We start from the raw sequence: 24980 nt of genomic DNA on the forward strand, positions 1-24980 counted from the left end.
ATCCTGCATTATCAGCTACCGCTCAGTTCTTTCACTTTATTGCGGGCTTCAAGGGCTTTGTCTTTTTCACCCAGAACCATATAAACCTTGGCCAGACGTTTCCAGCCTTCAATATCGTTTGGGTTTTCCTTTAAACGATCAGCAAGTTTTTCCACCATCCCACGGATCATTTCGTCACGTTCTTCCGGTGTCATTTCCGATGCAGCTTCCATATCTGCCTGACTCGGCCCGGATGTTTGTGCCGCTTGTTCTTGGCGTTGCTTCTTTTCTTCTTCCCATTGTAATTCAAATTGCTTGGAAAGAGCCAAGGCTTGCTCACTTGGCTTAAAATCATCACGATTTAGATTACCGGCCTTTGCCGCCATATCAATCTGTTCATTGACTTGCGACAACCAACCAATTTCTTTCGGGGCCATTGCCGCAAGATCGGTCCATTCTTGAATGGCGCCTGCATAATCCTGTGTTTTCATCTTGGCAAAACCAAGATAGAAACGCGCCTTCATTTGGCTTGGGTCATTGTCCACCGCCTCTTTTAATGCGGCAAATGTTTCCTTATCGACCTGACCTTCGCTGGCATAAATCTTACTTTCTGCGAAATCGGCCAAGACACTGGGATGACGTTCCGACGCTTTCACCGCACTGCGATAAGCATCAACCGCCTCACCCGGACGACCGACCAAACGCATGGTACGACCCAACAGCATCCAGCCTTCCACATCCCCCGGTTCATCTTCCAGATGTTTTTTCAATTGTGCAATTTCTGCCGCCATACCTTCAGAAGTCGCCATTTGACGCTCTTTTTCCAAATCACGTGAGGCAAAGGGCACATCTTCATACCCCGGCATACCGATTTTTAAATAAAGCGCCAATGAACCTGCAACAATGCCAAGGCCGACAACCGTGCTAATGATCAACGCCCCGGTACCGACGTTTTGCCCCCGAACGGTGCTTTGCCCCCGTTTTTCATCGGCAGACAGCAAACGGCGCTGAATTTCCACGCGCGCGGTTTCAGCTTCTGCCTGATTGATCAAGCCACGTTCCAAATCCCGATCCAGTTCTTTCAACTGATCTTTAAAAACGTTCAGTTCATAATCGGCACGTTCACCTTCTTCCTTGGATTTTCGCCATAAAGGGGCCGCCAAAAGAAAAAGGGTGATTGCACTCAAAACGGCAACCGCAATCCAAAAACTCATTTATCGCTTCCTTCTTCTTTCATCAAGGCATCCAGTCGCGCCTGTTCCTGCGCAGTCAAAGGCACCGCAATCCCTTTGCCTTGCGCGGCTTGTGCGCTGCGACGACGGTAATAAAATACAATCCCGACCAACCCGATAACAATCATCAAGGCCGGACCAAACCACAGCACCATTGTTTTGGCGTTCATCGGTGGTTTCAACAAAACAAAATCGCCGTAGCGTGAAACCAGATAATCTTTCACTTCCTGATTGCTGTCGCCATGAGCGATCCGATCACGCACCAAGATCCGCATCTTCTTAGCAATCCCGGAATTGGAATCATCAATCGATTGGTTCTGACAAACCACACAACGTAAATCCTGTGAAACTTCGCGCGCACGCGCTTCAAGCGCCGGGTCTTGCATAATCTCGTCCGGTTCAACCGCGGACACCTGCACCGTCCAGACAAACAGGGCAGCCCATAAAATCAGCCAAAATTTCATTGTTTGCGCAGCTCCTCAATCAAAGGCAACAAGGTACCATTCCACGCTTGCGGCGAAATCGGGCCGATGAATTTGTAGCGAATCACCCCTTGTTTATCGACAACGAAGGTTTCCGGTGCCCCGGTAATGCCCCAGTCAATGATGGTTTCGCCCGTGTCATCTACACCGATTTTTGTGTAAGGATCACCATGACGCGCCAACCAGCGCACCACATCATTGGGGTTTTTCTCGTCCCAATCCACACCATAGACCGGGATCGCATTTTCGCGTTTTAATTTCAGGAGGAAAGGATGTTCCTGCAAACAGGCCACACACCATGATCCAAAGAAATTAACCAACGAAACTTTGCCTTTCACATCTTCGGCACTTAAACCTTCTTCGCGACCTTTAACGGGAACCAGTTTAAATTCCCCCATCGGTTGATTAAGCAAAACATCCGTATCCAGCTTGGACGGGTCTTTCGTCAAACCAATGGCAAAATAAATGACAAGGACAACAAACCCAATTAACGGGATTAAAAAGAAGATACGCGAATTCATGCTTTTGCTCCCTCGGCTAAGCCTTTATCAGGCATCGCTGATCTTTTGGGTGCACCGACGCGGTGACGACGGTCCGACAGACTGATCAAACCACCCAGTGTCAACAATCCACAACCACCCCATAGCCAAGCAATCAGTGGGTTCCAGTACAGGCGCGTTACGTAACCATCACCAGACTTATCCCCGACCACGGCATAAAGATCCCCCAGAAACATCGGATAAATTGCAGCTTCTGTGGTCGGCATGCCGCCGGTATCATATTCGCGTTTTTCCGCCAGCAAAGTCGTAACGAGTTTACCATCCTTATGGACCGTAAACGTCCCTTCCAAGGCATCATAGTTCGGGCCACGGATATCACGCACACCTTCGAAAGTGTATGTAAAACCTGCAACTTCTATCTGGTCGCCAAAATTCATCACTTGAATTTTCTCGACTTTCCAGTTACCCGCGCCCGTCATCCCGGCAATGGTAATCGCCAGACCGAGGTGGGCAATCGTCATGCCCCACGTTGCGCGAGGTTGACGCGCCAGTCGTTTCAAGCTTTGTCCAAAGGATGTTTTCCCCAGCTTGATCCGTTCAGCCACATCCCAAAGGGTGCCAACCGCCAGCCAAGTGGCAAGACCCATACCGAAATAGCCACCCCAGCCTTCTTCCCCTTTGAGAATAAAGGTCAGGATAACAGCAGCCAATGTCGCCCCGTAAACAAGATACATACGACTGAGAATACCTTTGGCATCCCCACGTTTCCATGACATCAACGGACCCAACGCCATCAGAATAACCAACGGGGTCATAATCGGAATAAAGACACGGTTATAAAACGGTGCACCGACCGATACCTTACCCGCATCAATCACATCGATAAACAACGGATAAAGCGTTCCCAGCAAAACCACGCCGGTCGCCGTTGTCAAAATCCAGTTATTGAACAGCAAGGCGCCTTCGCGCGACACGGGTTTAAATAACCCGCCGCCCACAAGGCTCGGCCCTCGCACAGCATAAAGGGCAAACGATCCACCGATTGCAATGATCAGCAAAATCAAAATGAAGACCCCACGTTCCGGGTCCGTTGCAAAGGCATGAACAGACGTTAAAACACCGGACCGCACAAGGAATGTCCCCAACAAAGACAGACCGAAGGCAATGATCGCCAGGAAAATGGTCCAGCTTTTTAAGGCGTCGCGTTTTTCTACTACGATGGCCGAATGTAACAAGGCCGTTCCAGCCAACCACGGCATAAAGGATGCATTTTCAACCGGATCCCAGAACCACCAGCCGCCCCAGCCAAGCTCGTAATAGGCCCACCAGGATCCCAGTGCGATCCCCACGGTCAGGAAAATCCACGCCGCCAACGTCCACGGACGGACCCAACGCGCCCAGCTTGCATCCACGCACCCTTCAATCAGGGCTGCAATGGCAAAGCTATAGGCAATGGAGAAACCCACATAGCCCAAATACAAAAACGGCGGGTGGAAAGCCAACCCCGGGTCCTGCAACAACGGGTTCAGGCTTTGACCGTTTGCAGGCACATCAAGCAAACGTTCAAACGGGTTGGAGGTAAACAGAATAAACATCAGAAAACCGACGGTGACCAAAGATTGCACCGCCAATGTGCGGTTCTTCAACCCACTGGGCAGGTTGCGCCCAAAAACCTGAACCGCACAACCAAATGTTGCCAAAATCAGTACCCATAACAGCATGGATCCTTCGTGGTTCCCCCAAACACCGGAAACCTTATAAAGCAAAGGCTTGTCGGTATGAGAGTTCTTCGCCACGTTCAGAACCGAGAAATCCGAGGTTACAAACGCATGCGTCAGGGCTGCAAAGGCCGCCGCAATCAAAATAAACTGTGCAATTGAGGCCGGGCCTGCAATATTCATCCAGCGCCGATTGCCCATCGGACCCGCTGCCAATGGAACGACACCTTGTACCACCGCCACAAACAGCGCGAGGATCAACGCAAAATGTCCTATTTCTGCATACATGTTATTTGTCTTTCAGTTCGTCGGGAACATGACCTTGTTTCAAGGCCTCTGTAATCGGCTGGCCTTCTTCCCATTTGCCGGATTTTTTCAACGCATCGGCAACTTCGGGCGGCATATAGTTTTCATCGTGTTTGGCCAGCACCTCATCGGCAACCAAGACATCGTTTCGGAAATATCCTTCCGCCACAACACCTTGCCCTTCACGGAACAAGTCAGGAAGTAACCCCTTGTAATGAACCGGGATTGTATTCGCCATGTCGGTCACAACGAAAATGTTGGTGACACCATCGGCTGCTTTTTCAACAGAGCCAGCTTCGACCAGTCCGCCGATTCGAATACGGCGATCTAAGTCAACCTTCCCCTGTTCAATGACTTCGGTTGGGCTAAAGAAAAAGACGATATCATCTTCCAAAGCGGCCAGAACAAGGGCGGCAATGGCCCCCAATGCACACAGGCCCACCAGCGCGATATAAAGGCGACGCGTTTTCTTTTTCATGCGCTTTTCCCTTCGCTTGTCATTTGTTCCATGATGGAGAGGTCTTTCTTACTTTTGGCCAATGCCTTAACACTGGTTATCAACAGGCCAATCAACAAAACAGCAGCCAATCCGTAACAAGGCCAGATGTATATGCCGTGACCGCCCATTTCAAAAAATTCGTTCATTGTGTCCCCTCCCCTCTATCAACCGTGAACGTGGCGCAAACGCAAGGCGCGCACTTTGGATGAGATAATTTCGCTGCGCATACGGATAAACAGAACCAGCGTGAAATATCCGGTAAAGCACAAAAACATCAGCCCCAGCGGGATCAACATATCCGGGTGAATCGCCGGCCCACCGGCCTTAACCAAAGACGCCGGTTGATGCAACGTATTCCACCAGTCCACAGAAAACTTGATAATCGGGATATTAATCACGCCGACCAAACACAGAATTCCGGCTGATTTCGTACCACGTGCCGGATCATCAAAGGCGTTTAACAGGGCCATATGCCCCATATAAAGAAACAACAGCAACAGTTCAGAGGTCAGACGCGCATCCCACACCCACCATGTTCCCCACATGGGTTTTCCCCAGAAAGACCCGGTGAACAACGCCAAAAAGGTGAAAGCTGCCCCGATCGGTGACATGCATTTTGCCGCCAAGTCAGACAACGGGTGTTTCCAGATCAATCCCATTGCGGACGCCACCGCCATAGAAATGTAAATAATCATCGACATACTGGCTGCTGGCACATGGATATACATGATACGCACAGTTTCGCCCTGTTGATAATCCGTCGGCGAATCGAACAGGGCAAAATATAGCCCCGCTGCCGTCGTGATAATCGTCAAACCGATCACCCAAGGCAATAAAAGGCCGGAAAGCCACATAAAGCGTTTCGGGTTTGCAAAAGCGTTGATGTTGAAAGCCATCGTTTTCGGGTCCTGATCCCTACGTGTTTTATTCGCATTGCACGCTTTATGGCCTTTAAGTTAGGCACCATTAAGGCAAAGTTGACCACATAGAGCCATATTTCGCGCGTGTTTCGAACCATTCGCAACTTCCATAAAAAAAGCCCCTCATTCAGGCTCGAATGAGGGGCCCTATTAATAAGTGAGGATTTATCTTTTCATCATTGCGATCATTTTTTCAACCGCTTCCATATGTTCCTCGGAATTATGGCACATCCCCTGAAAACAGGCACAAAGATCGAGAAAGTCCTGTAATTCCATACGTTGTCCCATTTTCATCAAACGCTTGGTGAACCGTAGGGCTTGCGGCGGTTTTTTCGCCATTTGGTTGGCTAAATCCTGTGCAGCCTCCATTAATTTATCCGGCTCAACCACCTGAAGTACAATCCCGAGGTCCAAGGCTTCTTGCGCGTCAATTACTCGTCCGGTGAAGGTCAGTTCTGCCGCTTTTTGATAACCGATTAGACGTTGCAGAAAATAAGCCCCGCCGTCCCCGGGAATAATGCCCAAATTTACAAAGGTCTCCCCAAACTTGGCTTTACTTGAAGCCACACGTAAGTCTGCCATATTGGCAAGATCAAATCCGGCCCCCACCGCCGGACCGTTGACGGCTGCGATAATCGGAACTTCACATTTATTCATCGCCACCGGAATACGTTGGATACCTTGGCGATAACGGGTTTGGACCTCTTCCACATCCCCGGCAAAATCACCGCCACGTTCCTGCATATCCTTGATATTGCCCCCTGCACTGAATGCAGCACCATCACCCGTTATAATCAAAACACTGACGTGATCAGTCGCCTTATTCATCCAGTCCAGTGTCGTAATAATATCTTCAATCAAGGCGGTCCCTGTCAGGGCATTACGCACATCATTGCGCATGAAAGTCAGGGTGGCGACACGGTTTTCAACACGTAAATCGGCATCTTGCAGTTTGGGCATATCAGACACGGATCAATTCCTCTTTTTAAACAAAAAAAATGCGGCACACCTCGGTCTGGGGACGTTAGGGGCCGCATATAGTTTTCCTCACACCTCTAGGGAGTGCAAGAGTCTTTTCAGAAGTCATCTTATACAGAATGTTCGCTTTCCAAACATTTAAAGAATTGTAAAAGATTGTCAGCTCGGCAACATACCACCTACTTCTTTTTCAACTGCTTTTGGATCAGCACGAAAGTTGGCGTGAAACTCAACCGCCATTGGATCGGGATAAACGTCTTCGTCGCCGTTTTCCACAGCTTCCAAAACCCGCGCAATAACATCTTGCGGTGACGTTTTATCCATTTCCACATTCGCCGCCATATCCGTATCTACAGGACCGGGATAAACACCTGTTACCTGCGTACCCTGTGCCGCCAGTTCAGCGCGGACCCCTTGTGTCATCAAGTTAACAGCCGCTTTTGATGCACTGTAAGACCCCAACACAGGGAAACAGGCAAAAGACGCTACTGAACTGGTATTTACAATCGCCCCACCGCCATTGGCTTTTAAAATCGGTGCAAAAGCTTGGATAAGATTGAGGGTCCCAAAATAATTTATTTCCATTTCCTGACGTGCAACCTCAGTATCATCAACGGAAAAGAACCCCTCAAACAAAGCCACACCTGCATTGTTAATAAGAAGGCTGACATCCTTGCAATTTTGCGCGGTTGCATTGACATGATCCATATTCGTCACATCCAGATGCAGGGCAACCACTTTACCATTGGAAGCTTCCACTAAATCGGCAACATCCGTCGGGTTTCGCACCCCGGCATATACTTTTTTGGCACCTGCTTTTAACAAAGCATCTACATAGACACGGCCCATTCCACGACTGGCCCCTGTGACCAGCACAACCTGATTTTTAATCTTACTCATAACAAAATCCTTTAGAGGGAAAGAAAAATAGCATTAAAATACCGAACGGTATTAAAATAGACACTTGTTTCTTCCTGTCAAGGTGATAAAATACCAACCGGTATTTAATTATATGAGAGTCATCATCGTGGCACGTGGACGCCCCAGAAAAACAACACCGGAAAAAGTGCTGGAACAAGCAATGAAAATTTTCTGGGAACGCGGTTTTGACACAACCTCAATGAATGATATTGCGCAAGAAACGGGTATGGCGAAACCCGGGCTTTATGCCGCTTTTGGCGATAAGGAAAAACTATATCAAAAAGCTATTTCTCATTACTTCGAAACATTTGGAAAATCATCTTTGGATTATCTTATCCATAGTCCCGCCTCCCTTAAAACAACCTTGCGAACTCATCTTAAAGAAATTGCCGCTTTCCTCTGTGATGAAAGCAATCCCGGTGGCTGTTTTGTTGTCAACGGCGTAATCGATTGCGCCCACAAGACAGGTCCACTCGAAGAATATACACGGTTTTTAAATCAAAAACGCAGAGAAGCCTTTTACATGCGTTTGAAACGTGCAAAAGCGGAAGGGGAATTGCCCGATGACGCCGATATTGATGCCCTGGCTGATTTTTTCGGAGCACAACCCATCAGCCTTGCCGTTATGGCACGTGCAAAAACTCCCTTCAGCGCCCTTGAGAACCTGATTGAGACCAGCTTGAAAGTGCTACCAGAGAACGATTTATAAAAAAGCGTTGACAAACCCATCCAATTAACGCAATTAATAATCATTCGCATAAATAAACGGGTGCCAATCATGTCTTTCTTGCACAACCTCCATCAGCGTCTGGAAATTCTGGAAATGAATGACATTTCCGATCTGTGCGTTCTCGGTTTTTTGTTTGACGATGCGCGCAATCTCAATGGCTTGCTGGCTGCTATTCGCATGCTCGATATACCCACATGGCAACCAACAATCGAAGTTATTGAAACCACGCTGGAACGATTGCTGGACAGCGCCTGCGTCGTCAAACTGGAAGCCGGAAACGAGGTTTATTTTTCCATTACCGGCGTTGGCATCCGTACTTTTTTCAGCCTAATGAAACGCCCCATGCCCAACAATCAACGCATGCGTGATACCACGTTATCTTTAAAATCCACCTTCGTTGAAAATTTACCACAAACGATTTGTGCCAAAGTTGTCGAGGAACTCATCGGTTTTTATAACTGCCAACTCAACTGCCTTGAAAACCAATGCACCAACTGCCCCCTAAAATCCCAAAGGGCCCAAATCAAAACCGACAGGCAGCTTTTTCATATACAACAGGAACTGGAATGGCTCGGCCGCATGACACAAAACCTCAGCCTACCTCAAGCCTATCATTTTCACAGTGTGTCTTAAAAATCCAGATCGGCGTAATGGCGGGCGGCGGGGATGCCGCTGACGTTGTCTTTGAGAATATCACGCATGGAAGGTCGGGATTTAAAACGGGCATACCAGGCTTGCGCGCCGGGATGGTCGGCCCAAGGGATATCGCCTAGATAATCCACCGCCGAAATATGTGCTGCCGCGCAGATATCCGCCAAAGACAGGTTTTCGCCCGCCAGCCAATTGCGTTGATCGCTGAGATAGCCGATATAGTCCAAGTGATAATGGACGTTTTGTTTACCTGCCCGGATAGCCCCTGAGTTTGGCGTTGCCCCGGCAATAAAACGCTTTGTAATCTTTTCCCCAACCAGATTGCGGGTCACTTCTTGTGCAAATTTTTTATCAAACCACGCAACAAGACGGCGAACCTCAGCCCGTTGATCCGGTGTCGTCCCCAGCATATTATGTTCGGGATAGACTTCTTCGAGATATTCGCAAATGGCATGGTCATCCCAGATGGGTTTACCTTCCGGCTCAACCAGAACCGGAACTTCGCCAGCCGGGTTTAAGGCCAAGAAAGTTTCCCGACGTTCCCAAACAGGTTCATGCACACAGGTAAACGCAAGCTTCTTTTCCGCAAGTAAAATACGGACCTTGCGCGACAAGGCATCAAAGGGAAGGTGATAAAGGCGTCTCATGCTCGTCTAGGGGGTTTATTGCACAATAGAGAACTTGGGATAGCGAATTTCGCACCGCATTAAAAGAGTAAATACAGCATATAGATCAAAAAAGGTCATTTTTCACAAGTAACTCAACCATAAATTACAGCATTTCCCCTGAAAGTAAAAAAAAGGCGAAGCTTCCTAAAAAAGCTCCGCCAAGTTTTGGTTAGGGATGAATGTCTGAAATCAGACATTCGGTCGGATGAAACGAATTCCACCCTAGCAATCAAGTCACGAGAGAGATGTAACTTGAGCCTCTGCTCGCACATATGTGCGAATTCTAGAGCAAATCCCGAGCAGGTTGACACAACCTGCAACGACGTATTTGCGTTAAATAAAATGCTCTATATGGATCAGGCCGTCTTTTTAATGGCTGCCTCCTTGGTAACTGCAATGTCGAGCTTGTCGATCATTTCCTTAGGCACCACTTGCCAGATCTTGCCTTTCTCCATTTCCCAATCCTGCAGAATTTGTTCTGCATACTGAGAATGTGTTTCTTTCACGTACTCACGGATCAAACCTTTCAAAAGGTTTTCATAGTGATCGACTTCAATACGTTGCCAAATCACGTTATCCGGGTTCACACGATGTTCAAATGTACCGTCTTCGTCGTAAACAAAGGCCATGCCGCCTGTGAAACCAGCGCCAAAGTTGGCCCCGACTTCCCCCAGAACAACCACGGTGCCGCCGGTCATATATTCACAACCGTTTGACCCGATACCTTCAACCACCGCCGTCGCACCAGAGTTGCGAACCGCAAAGCGTTCCCCACCCTGACCGGATGCAAACAGTTTACCGGCTGTCGCCCCATACAGGCAGGTGTTACCGACAATGGTGTTTTCATTCGATTTCAACGGGCTGGACACCATCGGGCGCACAACAATCGTCCCGCCGGACAGACCTTTACCCACGTAATCGTTGGCATCACCAAAGATTTCCAGCTTCAGGCCCTGTACTGTGAAAGCCCCCAGCGAGTTACCGGCAGAACCACGCATACGAACGGTCAGGTGATCCGGCTCCAACCCGGTCATGCCGTATTTACGGGTAATGATCGAGCTGGTACGTGTTCCCACAGAACGGTGCGTGTTTTTGACCGTGTAGAAAAGTTGCATCTTCTCGCCGCCTTCCAAGGCGTTCTTGGCATCCTTGATGATTTGCGCATCCAGCGTATCCGGTACAGGGTTGCGTTCTGTCAATGTGCAGAAACGCGGTGTATCGCCTGTATCGGCCTGTGCCAGAAGCGGGTTCAAATCCAGATCGTCAAGGTTTTCACGACCACGACCAACCTGTGTTAGCAGATCAGATCGACCGATAACGTCTTCCAGTTTTTCATAACCAAGTGAAGCCAGAATTTCAGTGACTTCTTCAGCAATGAATGTAAACAGGTTGACCACCTTGGCCGCAGAACCAGTAAATTTCTTACGCAGTTCAGGGTCTTGTGTACAAACGCCGACCGGGCAGGTGTTGGAGTGACACTGACGAACCATAATACAGCCCATCGCAATCAACGATGTCGTACCGATACCGAATTCCTCAGCCCCCAACATGGCTGCAATCACCACGTCGCGACCTGTACGGAAACCACCGTCTGTACGCAGCTTCACACGGTGGCGCAGCTTGTTCAAGGTCAGAACCTGATTGACCTCGGACAGACCCATTTCCCACGGCAAACCGGCATATTTAATAGAAGACTGCGGCGATGCACCCGTCCCGCCATCATAACCGGAAATGTGGATCGTATCAGCACCCGCCTTGGCAACACCGGCAGCAATCGTCCCGACACCGGACCGCGCAACCAGTTTCACACAGACACGTGCAATCGGGTTGATTTGTTTCAAGTCGTAAATCAACTGCGCCAAATCTTCGATGGAATAAATATCGTGATGCGGCGGTGGTGAAATCAGGGTCACACCCGGTGTGGAATGGCGCAGCTTGGCAATTTCAAGCGTTACCTTGAAGCCCGGCAGCTGTCCGCCTTCACCCGGTTTTGCCCCTTGGGCCACCTTGATTTCCAACTCCTGACAGTTGTTCAGATATTCCGCTGTTACACCGAAACGACCAGATGCCACCTGCTTCACCGCAGAGTTCGCATTGTCACCGTTTTTGCGCGGCGTGAAACGTTCGCGATCTTCCCCACCTTCACCGGAGTTGGATTTCGCACCGATCCGGTTCATGGCAATCGCCAATGTTTCGTGGGCTTCACGAGACAAAGCACCGATTGAAATCGCCGGCGCACACAAACGACGACGGATTTCCGTGATGGATTCCACTTTGTCCGTAGAAATGCTGTCCCGATCAGATTGGAAATCCAGCAAATCGCGCAACATCATCGGCTTGCGACCATTCACGCCATTGGCATATTCGCGATAGGTCGAATAGCTTTCGGTCGCAACGGCTTCCTGCAATTTATGGATCAACAACGGATCATGGGCGTGACGTTCACCGTCAGCGCGGTAACGGTAGAAACCGCCTTGCGGTAAAGGTGTAACTTCGGAATATGCTTTTTCATGCATTTCCAGAATTTTATCTTCCAGACCTTTGATCCCGATACCGGAAATCCGTGATGTCATACCCGGGAAGAAATCCGCCACAACAGAACGCGACAATCCAACCGATTCAAACGCATAACCACCGCGATAAGAACTGATAACACCGATGCCCATTTTAGACATGGTTTTCAGCAAGCCCTTATTGATGGCTTTCTTATAATTTTCCACTGCTTTTTCAAACGGCAGGTCACCATAAATACCTTTGGCATGTTGAACAGCAATCGCTTCTTCGGTCATGTAAGCGTTAACGGTGGTTGCACCGACGCCGATTAAAACCGCAAAATACTGTACATCCAACGCTTCGGCAGAACGAACGTTCACGGAGGTAAAGGTCCGCAATTGCTGACGCACTAGATAACTATGTACGCCACCGGCCGCCAAAATCATCGGGATCGGCGCTTTGTCTTTACCGGTATGTTCGTCCGTCAGGATGATATGTTTTTTCCCGCCACGAACCGACATTTCCGCCTCATGGCGGATGCGTTCGATGGCTTCGCGCAGGGTTTCCTTACCCGGCTTGAAGGTACAATCGATTTCAATCGCATCTTCACCCAAATAGTTTTTCAGGGCATGAAATTCTGTAGAGGTCAGGAACGGTGATTCCAACTGAACAACCTGACACTGATCCGGGCTTTCATCCAACACGTTGCCGAGGTTGGACAAACGCGTGCGCAAAGACATCACGCGGGTTTCGCGCAAACTGTCGATCGGCGGGTTGGTCACCTGAGAGAAAGCCTGACGGAAGAAGTGATGCAAACCACGGTATTTATCAGACAAAACAGCCTGTGGCGTATCATCCCCCATAGAACCTGTGGCTTCCTGACCGGTTTCAACCATCGGGCGCAGGATCAATTCGAAATCTTCCTGCGTGAAGCCGTATAGTTGCTGATGCTGCATCAGGATATCTTCCGGCCACGGGCAAGGTTTGGGCGAGTCTGCCTTGATGATTTGATCAACCTTGACAATGTTATCTACCCATTTGCCATAAGGCTGGCGGCTCGCGGTCCAGTCTTTAAGCTCGCGGTCGTGGAAGAATTTACCTTCATGTAAATCTACACCGATCATACCACCGGGGCGCACATGGCCTTTTTCAACGACTTTGGACTCATCAATTTCAGACATGCCGGTTTCAGAACCAACCAGCAAAATACCATCACCTGTGATGGAATAACGCAGCGGACGCAGGCCGTTACGGTCTAGGCCCGCGACAATCCAGCGACCATCCGTTCCACAAATCGCAGCCGGGCCGTCCCACGGTTCCATAACCGAGTTACAATAGGCAAACAGGTCTTCATGTTCTTTCGGCATCAAGGCGTTTTGACCGATGGACTCAGGAACCATCAGGGCTTTTACCGCCGGCGCCGGACGTCCTGCACGAACCAGAATTTCCCAAACCGCATCAAGGGCCGCAGAGTCAGAAGACCCATTGGCAACCAGCGGCTTCACATCTTCGATATGCGCGCCAAACACAGGCGACGCCATGCAGGTTTCGTGTGCTTTCGTCCAGTTTTGGTTCCCGGTAATTGTGTTGATCTCACCGTTATGCGCAATCATACGGAATGGTTGCGCCAACCGCCATTGCGGGAACGTGTTGGTCGAATAACGCTGGTGATAAATCGCAAAGTTGGAAACGAAAAGTTCGTCATTCAAATCCGGGTAGAATTCGGTAATCTCACCCGCCATGAACATGCCTTTATAAATGACACTGCGACAAGACAGGGAACAGAAATAAAATTCTGTCAGATTTTCCGACAAACATTTGTTTTCAATCCGGCGACGAATAACATACAGATCGTTTTCAAAATCATCGTTGGATTTACCAAGGGTATTGGCAATCATAATCTGTTCGATTTCCGGGCGCGTTGCGTTGGCTTTTTCACCAATCACTTCGATATTCACCGGAACCTGACGCCAGCCATAAATGCGATAGCCATATTTCAAAACTTCGGCTTCAACGACACAACGACACCGTTCCTGCGCCCCAAAATCGGTTTTCGGCAAGAAAACCTGACCGACCGCCAAGGCACCTTCTTCCGGCTCGTGACCGGTGCGGCGAATGTGGCGTTTGAAAAATTCCTGCGGGATTTGCACATGGATACCAGCACCATCACCTGTTTTGCCATCGGCATCAACAGCCCCACGGTGGTCCAGTGCGCGCGTGGCCTGAAAGGCATGACGCAGAACCTCACGGTTGGGTTTCCCGTCAATTGAAGCCACCAGACCGACACCGCAGTTTGCAGTTTCGAAAGACGGATCATACATGCCATTTTCAGCGAGGAAACGGGCGTTGCGTTGATATTCTGATACGTAATTATTGGTCATTTTCTCTCTCACGCCTCCTGCTTATTCAGCTGCGCTTACGCGCGCTTGTGTACGGAGGTATTTATGAATGGCATCGGATGCGTCACGGGCGTCTTTAATACAGCTTACGACCAAAGAAGCGCCGCGTTCGATATCACCGGCGGCAAAAACGCCGTCCAGATTGGACATCCATGTTTCTTTATTCACATCCACTGTGCCCCAACGGCTGACAGCTAAGTCAGGCTCACCAAACAAAGTGGGGATATTTTCCGGCTCGAAACCCAGTGCCTCAATCACAATATCGGCATCCAGTTCAAACTCAGACCCGGCAACTTCTTTCACGCTTTGACGACCGGATGCATCGGCAAATCCCAAATGCATGGAAACGGCTTCCACTTTTTGAACTTTACCCAAACCTTTGAAAGATTTCGGTGCAGACAACCATTGGAAGTTCACGCCTTCTTTCTCAGCGTTTTCCACTTCGCGCTGCGACCCCGGCATATTGGCCCGGTCACGACGATAAAGACAGGTCACAGACTTGGCACCTTGACGAACAGATGTCCGTACACAGTCCATCGCCGTATCACCGCCACCGATGACGACAACATTTTTGCCTTCCGCGTTCAACGTTCCTTTATCAAAGGCCTCAACCTCGTCGCCAAAGCCTTTCTTGTTGCTGGCGGTCAGGAAGTACATCGCCGGGAAAATATTTTCCAGATCTGCACCCGGTGCCTCCAGTTTACGACCGGCATAAACACCCACGGCAATCAAAACCGCATTATGTTTGGCGCGTAACTCTTTCAAAGAAGCATCGCGGCCCACTTCAAAATTCATATGGAAGGTCACACCGCCGTCTTCCAACAGCTTGGCACGACGTTCCACCACATCTTTTTCCAGTTTGAAACCCGGAATACCATAAACCATCAAACCACCAACACGGTCGTGGCGATCATAGACATGAACCTCATATCCCTTGCGGCGCAAACGATCAGCTGCGGCCATACCTGCGGGACCAGCCCCGATAATACCAACGCTTTGACCCAGTTCTTTCAACGGTTGCGGCGGCTTGACCCAACCTTGTTCCCATGCATTGTCAGTAATGAATTTTTCAATCGCACCGATGGTAACCGCATTATGGTCAGACTGTTCCAACACACAGAGGCCTTCACACAGACGGTCCTGCGGACAGATCCGTCCACAAATTTCTGGCAGGGTATTGGTTTCCTGTGACGTATGATACGCATCTTCCAAACGGCCTGCAGCCACAAGGCGCAACCAGTCAGGAATATTATTGTTCACAGGGCAAGCCACAGAACAATAGGGAATACCACATTGTTCACAGCGTGACGCTTGTTCCTGAGCTTTTTCGATGGTGAAGCGCGCATAAATCTCGTTGAAATCTTTTTTGCGTTCTTCAGCAGTGCGTTTGTCCGGGTAATTTTGCCCGATCGTGACGAACTGCATCATTTTTTCAGCCATCAGTCTCTCCAATCCCTCGTTTTCGGGTTAGTCTTTTTCCTTAGCCGGCACAGGCTTCACCTGAGTATTCCGACGCCAAACCACCCACATTGAGCAGTTCGGATGCATGGTATGCGATAAAATAACGCAGATTTCAAGGAAAAAAATTAATATAGGTCAGTTTTGCTGTCCTATATGGCAAAAAAACAACGAGGACAACCCCTTCCACCCCCAAAGCCCGAACCCCGTTTTTTATCATTTTGTACCAAAATGGTACTATTTTTTAGTTTTGGGCCTCGAATCCAGACGTGTTATACAAAATCGAACAACAAGCAAAAGCCTGTCTTGGGGGAAAACGTGACTGAACTTCATATACTCGTTCTCGCACTTGTGCAGGGAATCACAGAATTTTTGCCGATCAGCTCTTCCGGTCATCTGGTTTTGGTCCCTGTCTTTGGTGACTGGCCCGACCAGGGGTTGCTCATGGATGTTGCCGTCCATGTCGGCACATTAGGGGCTGTGATGATTTATTTCTGGCGAGACATCTGGCATATGCTGCGCGGCTTGATCCGTTTTACCAAAGGTCGACGCGACCCTGGCGCAAAACTTGCCGCCATGATCATACTTTCAACCTTACCTGTTTTGGCTGCGGGTTATTTCCTCAACGAATACATCGGGAATGAATATCGCACACTTAAAGTTATCGGCTGGGCAACCCTTGGATTCGGGTTCCTCCTTTATCTCGCAGATAAAACGGGCCTAACCATCCGTCGTGTCGAACATACGACTGCCTTCGACGCGATTTTAATTGGTTTGGCCCAATGCATTGCCTTGATACCGGGAACATCACGTTCAGGCATCACAATCACTGCTGCACGTTTTTTAGGATACGAACGCGTTGATGCAGCACGTTTTTCCATGCTGATGTCCATTCCCGCCATTTTAGGGGCCGGCACATTAAAAGGGTTGGAACTTTATCAAAGCGGCAACACCCAACTGACAAACGACGCCCTGACGGCCGCTGGATTATCCTGTATCGCAGCCCTTATTGCCATTGCCATTATGATGGCGTGGTTGCGCAAGGCATCCTTTACACCGTTTTTCATCTATCGCATGATTTTGGGGTCTGGTTTGCTTTACTACGCCTACTACATGTAAGAGGCGATATTTCCAGTAGACTATATTGGGAAATCAAGCAAGAGGTGAGAGGTTGAATACGACCCGAGCCGAAAACTCGTTACGGCTGCTTCCTTCCGGACCTGACCGGGTTGGCGAGGAGCTCGTCCGCACCAACCTCTCAAGCGCGGTTTCTATACCCTGTTGGCATTGACTTCAAGCGAAATCTGAACCTACCATAACCAATACATCAAAAAACTAGGCCAAATAAAATGATAGACGCCGTCGAAATCTATATTTGCAAACCGGGCCAGAAGATCGAAGACGGTCAAATGGTCATGTCCAACGATATCGATTGCAAAGAAGCCGCACAGGAAGATGCGGAGAAACGCTGTAAAATCATTCCATCCATTGAACGCATTGTTTACTACGATATCAGCGGTGGCGGGTTTAAAGTGCTCCATTCCTATACAAACCCCAATGTCGTAAAATCCGGCGCAAAACGTCATCCACGCCCTTTAGGCGGTCAAGTGCCCGTAAAAAAGAAGAAAAAACCAGCTCCACCACAAGGGCTCTGGGCCAAAATGAAAAAATCTCTCGGGCTGTAAACGATTTTCCAAGACAGGACACTTTATGAAACTGACCTCTGACGATCTTTTTTACACCACAGGTGAACTTGACCGCCAAGCCCACCTGCGTACCGATACGGGCTGGCTTGAGGAAACTCTTCATAAACCCGACACACGTTTTTTGATCCTGCATCAAGATCGCAATCTCTTTACACACATTAACGACGTATACCGCCCCGCCCTTCTGACAGGGGAAGCCATTGCAAACTGGTGGCAAAAGAATCCCCCTTGGGCCTACCTCGGGCATGCAAAGGGAAAAGATTATTTTGTTCTGGACCTTTCTTTGTTTCCCGAAAGTCAAATTCTGACGCCGCTGGGCACCCAATTTGTTTTTGAAGACCTCCGCCGGGCCGGCCCCATTGCAGAACGTGAACAAGCCGCGCGATGCGCCTATGCACGTGGTTTGATGTTTTGGCATAAACGTCATCAATTTTGCGGACATTGCGGATATCCCAGTCATATGGAACAAGCCGGACATGTCCGGCGTTGCAGCAACACAGACTGCGCCCTTGAACATTTCCCCCGCACGGATCCGGCTGTGATCATGTTGGTACATGATAAGGAAAAATGCTTGTTGGCCACCCATCAACGGATCAAAACGGGGATGTATTCCACCCTTGCGGGATTTGTCGAACCTGGCGAAACGCTGGAACAAGCCGTCAAACGTGAAGTCATGGAAGAAACCGGCATTCAAGTTGGTGCTGTTGAATATGCAGGCTCTCAACCTTGGCCGTTTCCAACGTCCCTTATGTTGGGGTTCTATGCCACGGCAGAAAGTTATGACATTCACATTGATCTGAACGAGTTAAGCGATGCCCAATGGTTCACCCGCGAAGACTTACGTGCCTTCCCTCAATCCGGTAAATTGTTACCAAGTCGGGACAGTATCGCACGCAATATGATCGAAGCCTGGTTAAAAAGTGCTTAGGTCTAAGTCTCTTTCGGGGTGGATGAAAACATCACACCGGCAATCTCGGTAATAACATCTGCCATTTCATGCGTTGCCCGTGTCAGGGAATAATCGCGTGACCAGACCAAACTGCACACCCGTTCTATATCAGGGTTGATGATGGGAATCGCAATTAAGCGACCCGCATCAATGTGATTTTTACAAGCTTCAAAGGACAAAATCGTACAACCTAATCCACGGCAGACCAATTCCATTTGCACAGCCAGCGATTCTGCTTCCACCACCACATTCAGGCGTTTATCAATTTTCCTTGCCGCTTGTTCCAGCACATCACGCAGACCATGTTTAGGACCCGGTAAAATAAAGGGATGCGACAGACAGTCGGCATAATCAATCATTTCCACCCCCTGCCATCGTTCATGCGGCGTGGTAATAAAAAACAGTCTTTCCGACCATAAAGGCCGGCTGCGCAGGGCGGGGCTCACGTTCCCCTCAAACAAAATCCCAATATCCAGACGGCCATTCAACAAACTTTCCTGCAACGCTCCGCTTAACAATTGTGTCACGCGTAATTTCACATTGGGATAGTCGCGATGGAAACGTTCAACCACCGGCCCCGCCAACACACTGCCCACACTCGGGGGTAAGCCGAGGCGAACCCGCCCATGCAATTCACCGGCAAACGCCGTCATATCCATGCGCAGACGTTCCATTTCCTCGATCAACAAACGCGCGCGCGGTAACATTTTTTCACCCGCTTCGCTTAATCGGACCCCGCGCCCTGTACGAATGAACAAGGGACTGCCGCTGTCTTCTTCCAACAAACGGATTTGCCGGCTCAGGGCCGGTTGAGTCACATTCAATCGTTTCGCCGCATCGGAAAATGACCCGGTTTCCGCCACATTCAAAAAGATGCGTAATTGCTTAATATCCATCACAACCCAGATATAACAAAATTTAATATCTTTTAGTATATTATTGAAATTGGATTATGTCACGACAAGGCGTATCTAAACTATATTACAGTTGCAAGCCCCCCAGTACAGGACAGTACGCTCATGCCAAACCAACAGACCGAACCCGTTGCCATCTTTTTCGTCTTTATGGCGACCATTGCACTTTCATTCAAAGGTGTTTTTGCCAAGTTCGCCTATATGGCGGGGATCTCAGTCGATTCGCTTCTGTTGCTACGATTTGCCATTGCGACACCTTTATTCTGGCTTGGTGTTTATATGCTGGCCCGCAGGTCCGCACCATTAAGCTGGGCACAATGGAAAGCCTGTAGTTTTGCCGGATTAATGTTCTTTTTTGCCACCTATTGCGATTTTACAGCCATTGAAAAAATCGGTGTCAGCGTTTCCCGGCTGATTTTGTTCACATTCCCCATGCTGGTGATGTTAATCAATGCTTTCTTAAATAAAAAAGCCCCGAGTCCACACCAATGGTTTGTTTTTGCAACGACATATTCCGGTATTGCCCTTGTTATGGCCCCAAATGGATTGGCAGGGTTTGATAATTTTGATTGGGTTGGCGCCGGATGGGCAATGGGATCCGCCTTCACATACGCCCTTTATCTGATTGCCAGCCAGCAAATTATGAAAACATTGGGTTCCGTTCGCTTCACCGCTGCATCCGGCACCATTACCTTGGGGATCATGCTGGTGGTCATTCCCCTGAGTACCGATCTCGACAATCTGACCTTCCCGCTTGAAGGTGTGTTGTGGGGATCCGTCATTGCGACCTTATGTACAGTTTTGCCCTTCTTCATGTTGTTCGAGGGCATCAAACGCTGTGGTGCAACCCAAGCCAGCCTGATTACCCTGACCGGCCCGATCTTAACCGTTATTGCCGCTTGGTTGATCTTGGGGGAGACTTTGAACGGGGTGCAAATTATCGGGGCGGCTATCACAATCGCCGGAGTTGCCAGTTTAAAAGGGTCCTGGGCCATTGAATATGTGCGCAAACTTTTCATCCGCCCAAAAGCCGTCTTATAGGAAGATCAATAAGAACCGAAAAGGCCCCGTTGGTTTCTACAACGGGGCCTTTTCAAATCACGATTATTCGCTACCTTATTTTTGGCGCCATGTCCCGTCTTGTGACAGCAGCCACGTTCCTGCCGGAGCTTTCTCGATAATTTTTGCCGCATAGACCTGACCGACTTGAGCAGCAGAAATCCCTTGTTGCTTGGCCCGGTCCTGATAAATAGTGCGGCGTTTGGCGTTAATATCATCCACAATCGCTTTCACAGATTGCGCACGGGCACGCGCATAGCCATCAAAAGCTTCGCCCATTTGACCACTGGCACGCAACTCATCCAGAGACTGCGCTTGTGCCGGCCCCATGCCGACAAGCAAAAAACCACCCAACAGGATGACAAGAACGGACAGCTTCCAGAAAGGATTCGCTTTTACGATTGCAGACATTAGAAGACCTCCGGATTTTCTTTGATATCGTTGGTAGCGGTTTTTTCCAGTTTCAAACGAACATCAGCATCCAGCTTGATATTCAGATTGATGGTAATCGGTTCCGACGGTGCAGCGACTTGTACCGTCGGGGTACAGGCATTGAGCCCCAGTAGTGCAGCAAGGCAAAGCCCGCCCAAAGAATGACGATGGATCATCGCGTCGGCCTCTCGTTTAATCATTGTTCATCCCCAACGGTAGCGCGAATTGCCCGATCTGACAAGCGATAGCCTTCCAGCACTGTTCCCAGAATACGATCCAGATTGGCTTCCAGATTAATATTGAGGTTAAAGGGCCGCGCGTTCATCACCTCAGGGTTTTTTCCTTCAATTTTTAAATTGAGGATCGCATTTTGCCCGGCGCGTTGGTTGATCCGCAGAGAAAGACGTTCATAGTGAAAATTGGTCAAGACATTCAGCAACAATTCCACCTGTTCGCCCGCACCTGCCAACGCTTGGCGGGCTTTTTGTGATTCAAAATGTAACGTCCCGCCACCACTACTTTCCAGCAAACCATCCTGCACATTGATCTCTTGGCCTTTCAACCGGATCGGCAGTTGCCCGCTCAACTGCCCTGTGCCGCTTAAACCGTCCAAGGCGATCAGGCGGAAAAGCTGGCCCAGTTCAATTTTCTTCAAACCCAGAACAACATCATGGCTGTCCGTATCTGTTTCAAATACCGTGTGTCCAATATGCGCAGTACCGCCCATGATCCCGGTTTGAAAATCATCAATATGAAATTTTTGACCCTCCAACGTAAACACCAGACGGGGGTGCGCCAACTTTACCGCACTGTCAACTTCCCCAACCGTAACAACTTGTTTGGGCTTGGTTCGCAGGGGCCAGACATTATCAATCACCAAATCCGTCGTCAGATCGCGCACCTGAACCGTATCGGTTTCAAACGACATCTTCGCAACCGATATATCCGCCCAACCCGATAATTGTTCCCCGACCACATCCAAACGAGAAAAAGCAGAAAATTTACCGCTGACACGACTTAACAAAGCAAAAAGCGGGCTGATATCACTTGGCTTTAACCCGGCAGGCGAAAAATCAAGAACGGGAACACTGACATCCATTTGCCCCCGGCGGACCGGAACATCATAATCCCCTTTCCCCGTAAGAATCCGTACAGGGGTCGATTTATCCAGCATGACCGCGCCCTCAAAAGAAAGTTGCCCATCCTCGTGTAAACGGGCCTTGCTTTGGATATACAGGGGATGAAACAGCGCCGGTGTCGCTTGATGATGCAGCGATAGTTTTGTGACATCAAGCGTCCCGCTTTGCGTTAAGGGAAACAAGGTAAAACCGATCCCGCCTGCGATTTCCACCGTGCGTTCTTTTTGCGGTGGGATGACAAAACGGGCTTGTTTAATCGTCAGATCCCCCGTTAGCTTTGCCTCCTCATCCTGCCAATTTAACTGCGCGGATAGTCCAAGCGTTGCATCCAGTTTTTGCGGCAAATTTGCCAAAGGACTAAGAGCATCCGGTTGTAAGCCTGTGGGGGAAAATGTGACATCAGCGACTTTGACATTTGCCTGAACAAGACGATTAACCAGATCGGCCTGCCCCTCCATATCCACCACAACAGCCTGATCCTTGTCTGATATATTCAAGGAAAATACGGCCTTTTGTTCAGCCACCTGAAAACGCCCATCCCCTGTGACCATAAAGGGGCGCAGCAACATGTCTTTTTGACGATCCAGAAAACGGGCTTTTTCGACCCTGAACAAAACCGCCTCGGCATCCTTCATCAAAGAAATATCAAGGGAGATATCCTGGACCTCAAAAGCTTGATAGCCGCCTTTTCCTTTTACCAGAAGTTCACCGGATAAATCAGGAGACACCTTTCCAGAAACTTGAATATCAAGGGATATATTCTCGTGCCGCCCGGTAATTACCATATCATTAATGATAATTTCAGGCGGTGATATTTGTGTTTTTGATCCCGCCGTATTTCCCTGAAACAATGTTTGCAGCTGCCCCAGAAAACCGGTGTCCGGTGCACTTACATCTACGGCAACACCGGACAAAATCACCTTGTCGATACGGCTGTTCAACAGGTTGGCAAAGGAATAATCGACCTTCACCTGTTTTAAAGACACATCAGGTCCAAGGTGAACATCGTGTAATTCAAAACCAGTAAAATCCAAGCGGTCGATCTTGAGACGATGCCCTTTCAAGCCAAGTTCTTTTGCCGCTTTTTCAACCGCCCAGTAGGCCAGTTCAATGCGCTGTACATAGCCCAATACGCCAGCGCCAACCAGTGCAAGACACAAGACAACGACAAACCACAAGCCCCATCGTTTTGCGGGCGCTTTCTTCTGTTCCCCCATTATTGCCACGCATGCACGGTAAGATTTGGCCAGATATCTTTCCAGCGTTTGGTTTTTGCCTCGTAAATATCGGGGAATTCCAGCGCATGATTAGGGCGCACAATCATACGCAACAGATTTTCAAACCCAAAAGGCGCGTCATAGGAAATGCGCGACCCGCCACGCCCCTGCAACGCAATTGCCTGCACCTTGGATGGATAATAATGTAACGATTCGCAAGCATGAGTCAGTTCCGGGTACGGCTGCCCGAATTTCGGTTCATACCATAAATGCACGCGGGACTGATTTTTTACCTGAATTTTAATATCCAGATCGCTGTAAAGCGCCTGTACACGTAAGGCCACAACCTCTTCGGCCTCCCGGCTTTGATCCGGGTCGAAATAAATCAAGTCATAATCCAGAATATCCGCGCATGGATTGCGCCCTTCCACCACGTTCCACACCGTCTGGAACAAACAACCCGATACCAGCCAGCAATCAGATGCATTCAACATATGCATCCGTTCAAGAATGATCTTGTTATAGGGGTTCATCTGCACAAGCTTGATCAGGGTATCTGCATTGCGTGCCACATCATATCGCGGCAGATTATCGGCAAAAAGCGGGGCATCTTTCCCTTGATTGGAAAGCTTACGGCGATAACGATTGACGATATGGCCCTTGCGACGCATCCACCTGTCCTTATGATGATGAACAAAGGATATCAAATTCATCCGATAAAATCAGCCGCTTTTACGTTTCAGGTTGCTGACAAAGATTCCGACGAAGATAATGCCAAGCGCACTCAGCATTTCCGGCGGGACAGTCTCCCCCAAAGTCAATGCTGCAATCGCGATACCAAAGACCGGCACCAGATAATTATTCAACGCAAGAAAACTGACTCCGCTGCTGTTAATCACCTGCAACAACAAGATATTGGCCAGTGCCGTTGGAAACAGACCAAGATAGATAATCGCTGCAACCTGCATCATCTGCGGTTCCACTTGCCACGGCTGTTCCACCATTAATGCGGTTGGTGCCATCATCAAGGTCGCAATCGACATTGACCCGGCCGCCACCACCATAAACGGCATATGTGATAAACGCCGCGCCACCAATGACGCCCCGCCATAACACAGGGCAGCCAATACAATCGCACCTTGGCTGATGACATCCTCGCCCAATCCATAAAGGACACTGGGTCCAACCAGAACCAACAGGCCGCTGAACCCAATCAGAACACCCACCACCATATAAGGGGTGAGTTTCTCATCATCCGTGAAGAAATGCGCCATAATCGGCACACTAAGCGGAATAGTAGACATCAAGACCGCCGTCATACCGCTATCCACATTATGTTCGCCCCAGCTAATCAGGAAAAATGGGGCTGCATTACCCAAAATCGCCAGCCAGAACAAATGGATCCAAACCGTGCGTTCGCGCGGGAATTGTTCACGTCGCCACAGGGCAAGACTGCATAAAATAACTGCCGCCAATGTGATCCGCCCGGCCGCAATCGTCAGCGGACCAAATGCCCCCAGCGCAATTTTGATAAAAGTAAAACTGGAACCCCACATCATCGCCAAAACGACAAGCATGAGAAAGGCCGTCACCGATAACGACTTTGCCATAAAGCAAACTTCCCAAATGT

The 24980-nt window shown here is 49.2% G+C and carries 24 protein-coding genes and 1 other RNA gene; 6 read left to right on the forward strand and 19 right to left on the reverse strand.

All coding sequences use genetic code 11. From position 1 onward, the window contains the following. Positions 1 to 11 precede the first annotated feature (11 nt). The 9 genes from ccmI to ACN0VA_RS00845 all read right to left on the reverse strand — a co-directional run bounded on the left by ccmI (position 12) and on the right by ACN0VA_RS00845 (position 7514). Positions 12 to 1193: a c-type cytochrome biogenesis protein CcmI gene (gene ccmI, locus ACN0VA_RS00805; RefSeq protein ID WP_417819298.1), complete on the reverse strand. Its 1182-nt coding sequence runs from the start codon at positions 1191 to 1193 to the stop codon at positions 12 to 14. Continuing rightward, a complete protein-coding gene (locus tag ACN0VA_RS00810; protein ID WP_417819299.1) occupies positions 1190 to 1675 on the reverse strand; it encodes a cytochrome c-type biogenesis protein CcmH in 486 nt (161 codons plus the stop codon). The genes ccmI and ACN0VA_RS00810 overlap by 4 nt, the downstream gene beginning before the upstream one ends. Beyond that, on the reverse strand, positions 1672 to 2214 hold the full coding sequence (locus tag ACN0VA_RS00815; protein ID WP_417819300.1) for a DsbE family thiol:disulfide interchange protein: 543 nt from the start codon (positions 2212 to 2214) through the stop codon (positions 1672 to 1674). The genes ACN0VA_RS00810 and ACN0VA_RS00815 overlap by 4 nt, the downstream gene beginning before the upstream one ends. Further along, a complete protein-coding gene (locus ACN0VA_RS00820) occupies positions 2211 to 4199 on the reverse strand; it encodes a heme lyase CcmF/NrfE family subunit (RefSeq protein ID WP_417819301.1) in 1989 nt (662 codons plus the stop codon). Before ACN0VA_RS00820 ends, ACN0VA_RS00815 begins: the two co-directional genes overlap by 4 nt. A 1-nt stretch (position 4200) precedes the next feature. Continuing rightward, on the reverse strand, positions 4201 to 4695 hold the full coding sequence (gene ccmE / locus ACN0VA_RS00825) for a cytochrome c maturation protein CcmE (RefSeq protein WP_417819302.1): 495 nt from the start codon (positions 4693 to 4695) through the stop codon (positions 4201 to 4203). Next, entirely contained in the window at positions 4692 to 4862 is a 171-nt protein-coding gene (ccmD, locus tag ACN0VA_RS00830; protein WP_417819303.1) for a heme exporter protein CcmD, read from the reverse strand. The genes ccmE and ccmD overlap by 4 nt, the downstream gene beginning before the upstream one ends. A gap of 18 nt (positions 4863 to 4880) precedes the next feature. After that, a complete protein-coding gene (locus ACN0VA_RS00835) occupies positions 4881 to 5612 on the reverse strand; it encodes a heme ABC transporter permease (protein ID WP_417819304.1) in 732 nt (243 codons plus the stop codon). A gap of 189 nt (positions 5613 to 5801) precedes the next feature. Beyond that, on the reverse strand, positions 5802 to 6596 hold the full coding sequence (locus ACN0VA_RS00840) for an enoyl-CoA hydratase-related protein (RefSeq protein WP_417819739.1): 795 nt from the start codon (positions 6594 to 6596) through the stop codon (positions 5802 to 5804). A 177-nt stretch (positions 6597 to 6773) separates the two neighbouring features. Continuing rightward, positions 6774 to 7514, reverse strand: coding sequence for an SDR family oxidoreductase (locus tag ACN0VA_RS00845; protein ID WP_417819305.1), 741 nt, complete (start codon positions 7512 to 7514; stop codon positions 6774 to 6776). Between the two features lie 127 nt (positions 7515 to 7641). Here ACN0VA_RS00845 and ACN0VA_RS00850 point away from each other — a divergent pair, with 127 nt between their 5' ends. Together ACN0VA_RS00850 and ACN0VA_RS00855 are read left to right on the forward strand one after the other, a co-directional pair. Further along, a complete protein-coding gene (locus ACN0VA_RS00850; protein WP_417819306.1) occupies positions 7642 to 8244 on the forward strand; it encodes a TetR/AcrR family transcriptional regulator in 603 nt (200 codons plus the stop codon). Between the two features lie 69 nt (positions 8245 to 8313). Then, complete coding sequence (locus ACN0VA_RS00855) at positions 8314 to 8898, forward strand: hypothetical protein (protein WP_417819307.1); 585 nt, start codon at positions 8314 to 8316, stop codon at positions 8896 to 8898. Here ACN0VA_RS00855 and ACN0VA_RS00860 read toward each other — a convergent pair. The 3 genes from ACN0VA_RS00860 to ACN0VA_RS00870 form a co-directional block, all read right to left on the reverse strand. Next, positions 8895 to 9563 (reverse strand): glutathione S-transferase family protein, encoded by a 669-nt coding sequence (locus ACN0VA_RS00860; protein WP_417819308.1) that lies wholly within the window; start codon positions 9561 to 9563, stop codon positions 8895 to 8897. The two genes, ACN0VA_RS00855 and ACN0VA_RS00860, sit on opposite strands and share 4 nt — an antisense overlap. Positions 9564 to 9940: 377 nt before the next feature. Then, on the reverse strand, positions 9941 to 14458 hold the full coding sequence (gltB, locus tag ACN0VA_RS00865; RefSeq protein WP_417819309.1) for a glutamate synthase large subunit: 4518 nt from the start codon (positions 14456 to 14458) through the stop codon (positions 9941 to 9943). A 21-nt stretch (positions 14459 to 14479) separates the two neighbouring features. Continuing rightward, positions 14480 to 15916: an NAD(P)-dependent oxidoreductase gene (locus ACN0VA_RS00870; protein ID WP_417819310.1), complete on the reverse strand. Its 1437-nt coding sequence runs from the start codon at positions 15914 to 15916 to the stop codon at positions 14480 to 14482. A 336-nt stretch (positions 15917 to 16252) separates the two neighbouring features. On the opposite strand from ACN0VA_RS00870, the gene ACN0VA_RS00875 reads away from it, so the two are divergent. After that, positions 16253 to 17053 carry an undecaprenyl-diphosphate phosphatase gene (locus tag ACN0VA_RS00875; RefSeq protein ID WP_417819311.1) on the forward strand — a complete coding sequence of 267 codons (801 nt, stop codon included), beginning with the start codon at positions 16253 to 16255 and terminating at the stop codon, positions 17051 to 17053. 42 nt (positions 17054 to 17095) lie between these two features. Here ACN0VA_RS00875 and ffs read toward each other — a convergent pair. Further along, positions 17096 to 17195, reverse strand: an RNA gene (gene ffs, locus ACN0VA_RS00880) — signal recognition particle sRNA small type. 88 nt (positions 17196 to 17283) lie between these two features. Between ffs and ACN0VA_RS00885 the strand changes: the two genes are divergently transcribed. Both ACN0VA_RS00885 and nudC read left to right on the forward strand, forming a co-directional pair. Further along, positions 17284 to 17619, forward strand: coding sequence for a hypothetical protein (locus tag ACN0VA_RS00885; RefSeq protein WP_417819312.1), 336 nt, complete (start codon positions 17284 to 17286; stop codon positions 17617 to 17619). Positions 17620 to 17644: 25 nt separating this feature from the next. Further along, positions 17645 to 18568, forward strand: coding sequence for an NAD(+) diphosphatase (gene nudC, locus ACN0VA_RS00890; RefSeq protein ID WP_417819313.1), 924 nt, complete (start codon positions 17645 to 17647; stop codon positions 18566 to 18568). Positions 18569 to 18570: 2 nt separating this feature from the next. Here nudC and ACN0VA_RS00895 read toward each other — a convergent pair whose 3' ends face one another. Beyond that, positions 18571 to 19485 (reverse strand): LysR family transcriptional regulator, encoded by a 915-nt coding sequence (locus ACN0VA_RS00895; RefSeq protein ID WP_417819314.1) that lies wholly within the window; start codon positions 19483 to 19485, stop codon positions 18571 to 18573. A 123-nt stretch (positions 19486 to 19608) separates the two neighbouring features. Between ACN0VA_RS00895 and ACN0VA_RS00900 the strand changes: the two genes are divergently transcribed. Next, on the forward strand, positions 19609 to 20544 hold the full coding sequence (locus ACN0VA_RS00900; RefSeq protein WP_417819315.1) for a DMT family transporter: 936 nt from the start codon (positions 19609 to 19611) through the stop codon (positions 20542 to 20544). A 75-nt stretch (positions 20545 to 20619) separates the two neighbouring features. Here ACN0VA_RS00900 and ACN0VA_RS00905 read toward each other — a convergent pair whose 3' ends face one another. From ACN0VA_RS00905 to ACN0VA_RS00925, 5 genes are read right to left on the reverse strand one after another with little or no spacing between them, the layout of a single operon-like run. Continuing rightward, entirely contained in the window at positions 20620 to 20973 is a 354-nt protein-coding gene (locus ACN0VA_RS00905; RefSeq protein WP_417819316.1) for a YdbL family protein, read from the reverse strand. Then, a complete protein-coding gene (locus ACN0VA_RS00910; RefSeq protein WP_229734204.1) occupies positions 20973 to 21194 on the reverse strand; it encodes a YnbE family lipoprotein in 222 nt (73 codons plus the stop codon). The genes ACN0VA_RS00905 and ACN0VA_RS00910 overlap by 1 nt, the downstream gene beginning before the upstream one ends. Next, positions 21191 to 23350, reverse strand: a complete 2160-nt coding sequence (locus ACN0VA_RS00915) for an intermembrane phospholipid transport protein YdbH family protein (protein ID WP_417819317.1) — start codon at positions 23348 to 23350, stop codon at positions 21191 to 21193. The genes ACN0VA_RS00910 and ACN0VA_RS00915 overlap by 4 nt, the downstream gene beginning before the upstream one ends. Then, positions 23350 to 24021, reverse strand: a complete 672-nt coding sequence (locus ACN0VA_RS00920) for a nucleotidyltransferase family protein (protein ID WP_417819318.1) — start codon at positions 24019 to 24021, stop codon at positions 23350 to 23352. Before ACN0VA_RS00920 ends, ACN0VA_RS00915 begins: the two co-directional genes overlap by 1 nt. Positions 24022 to 24072: 51 nt before the next feature. After that, complete coding sequence (locus ACN0VA_RS00925; RefSeq protein WP_417819319.1) at positions 24073 to 24960, reverse strand: DMT family transporter; 888 nt, start codon at positions 24958 to 24960, stop codon at positions 24073 to 24075. Positions 24961 to 24980 lie beyond the last annotated feature (20 nt).

The organism is Terasakiella sp. (assembly GCF_048267425.1).
Taxonomy (GTDB): Bacteria; Pseudomonadota; Alphaproteobacteria; order Rhodospirillales; family Terasakiellaceae; genus Terasakiella.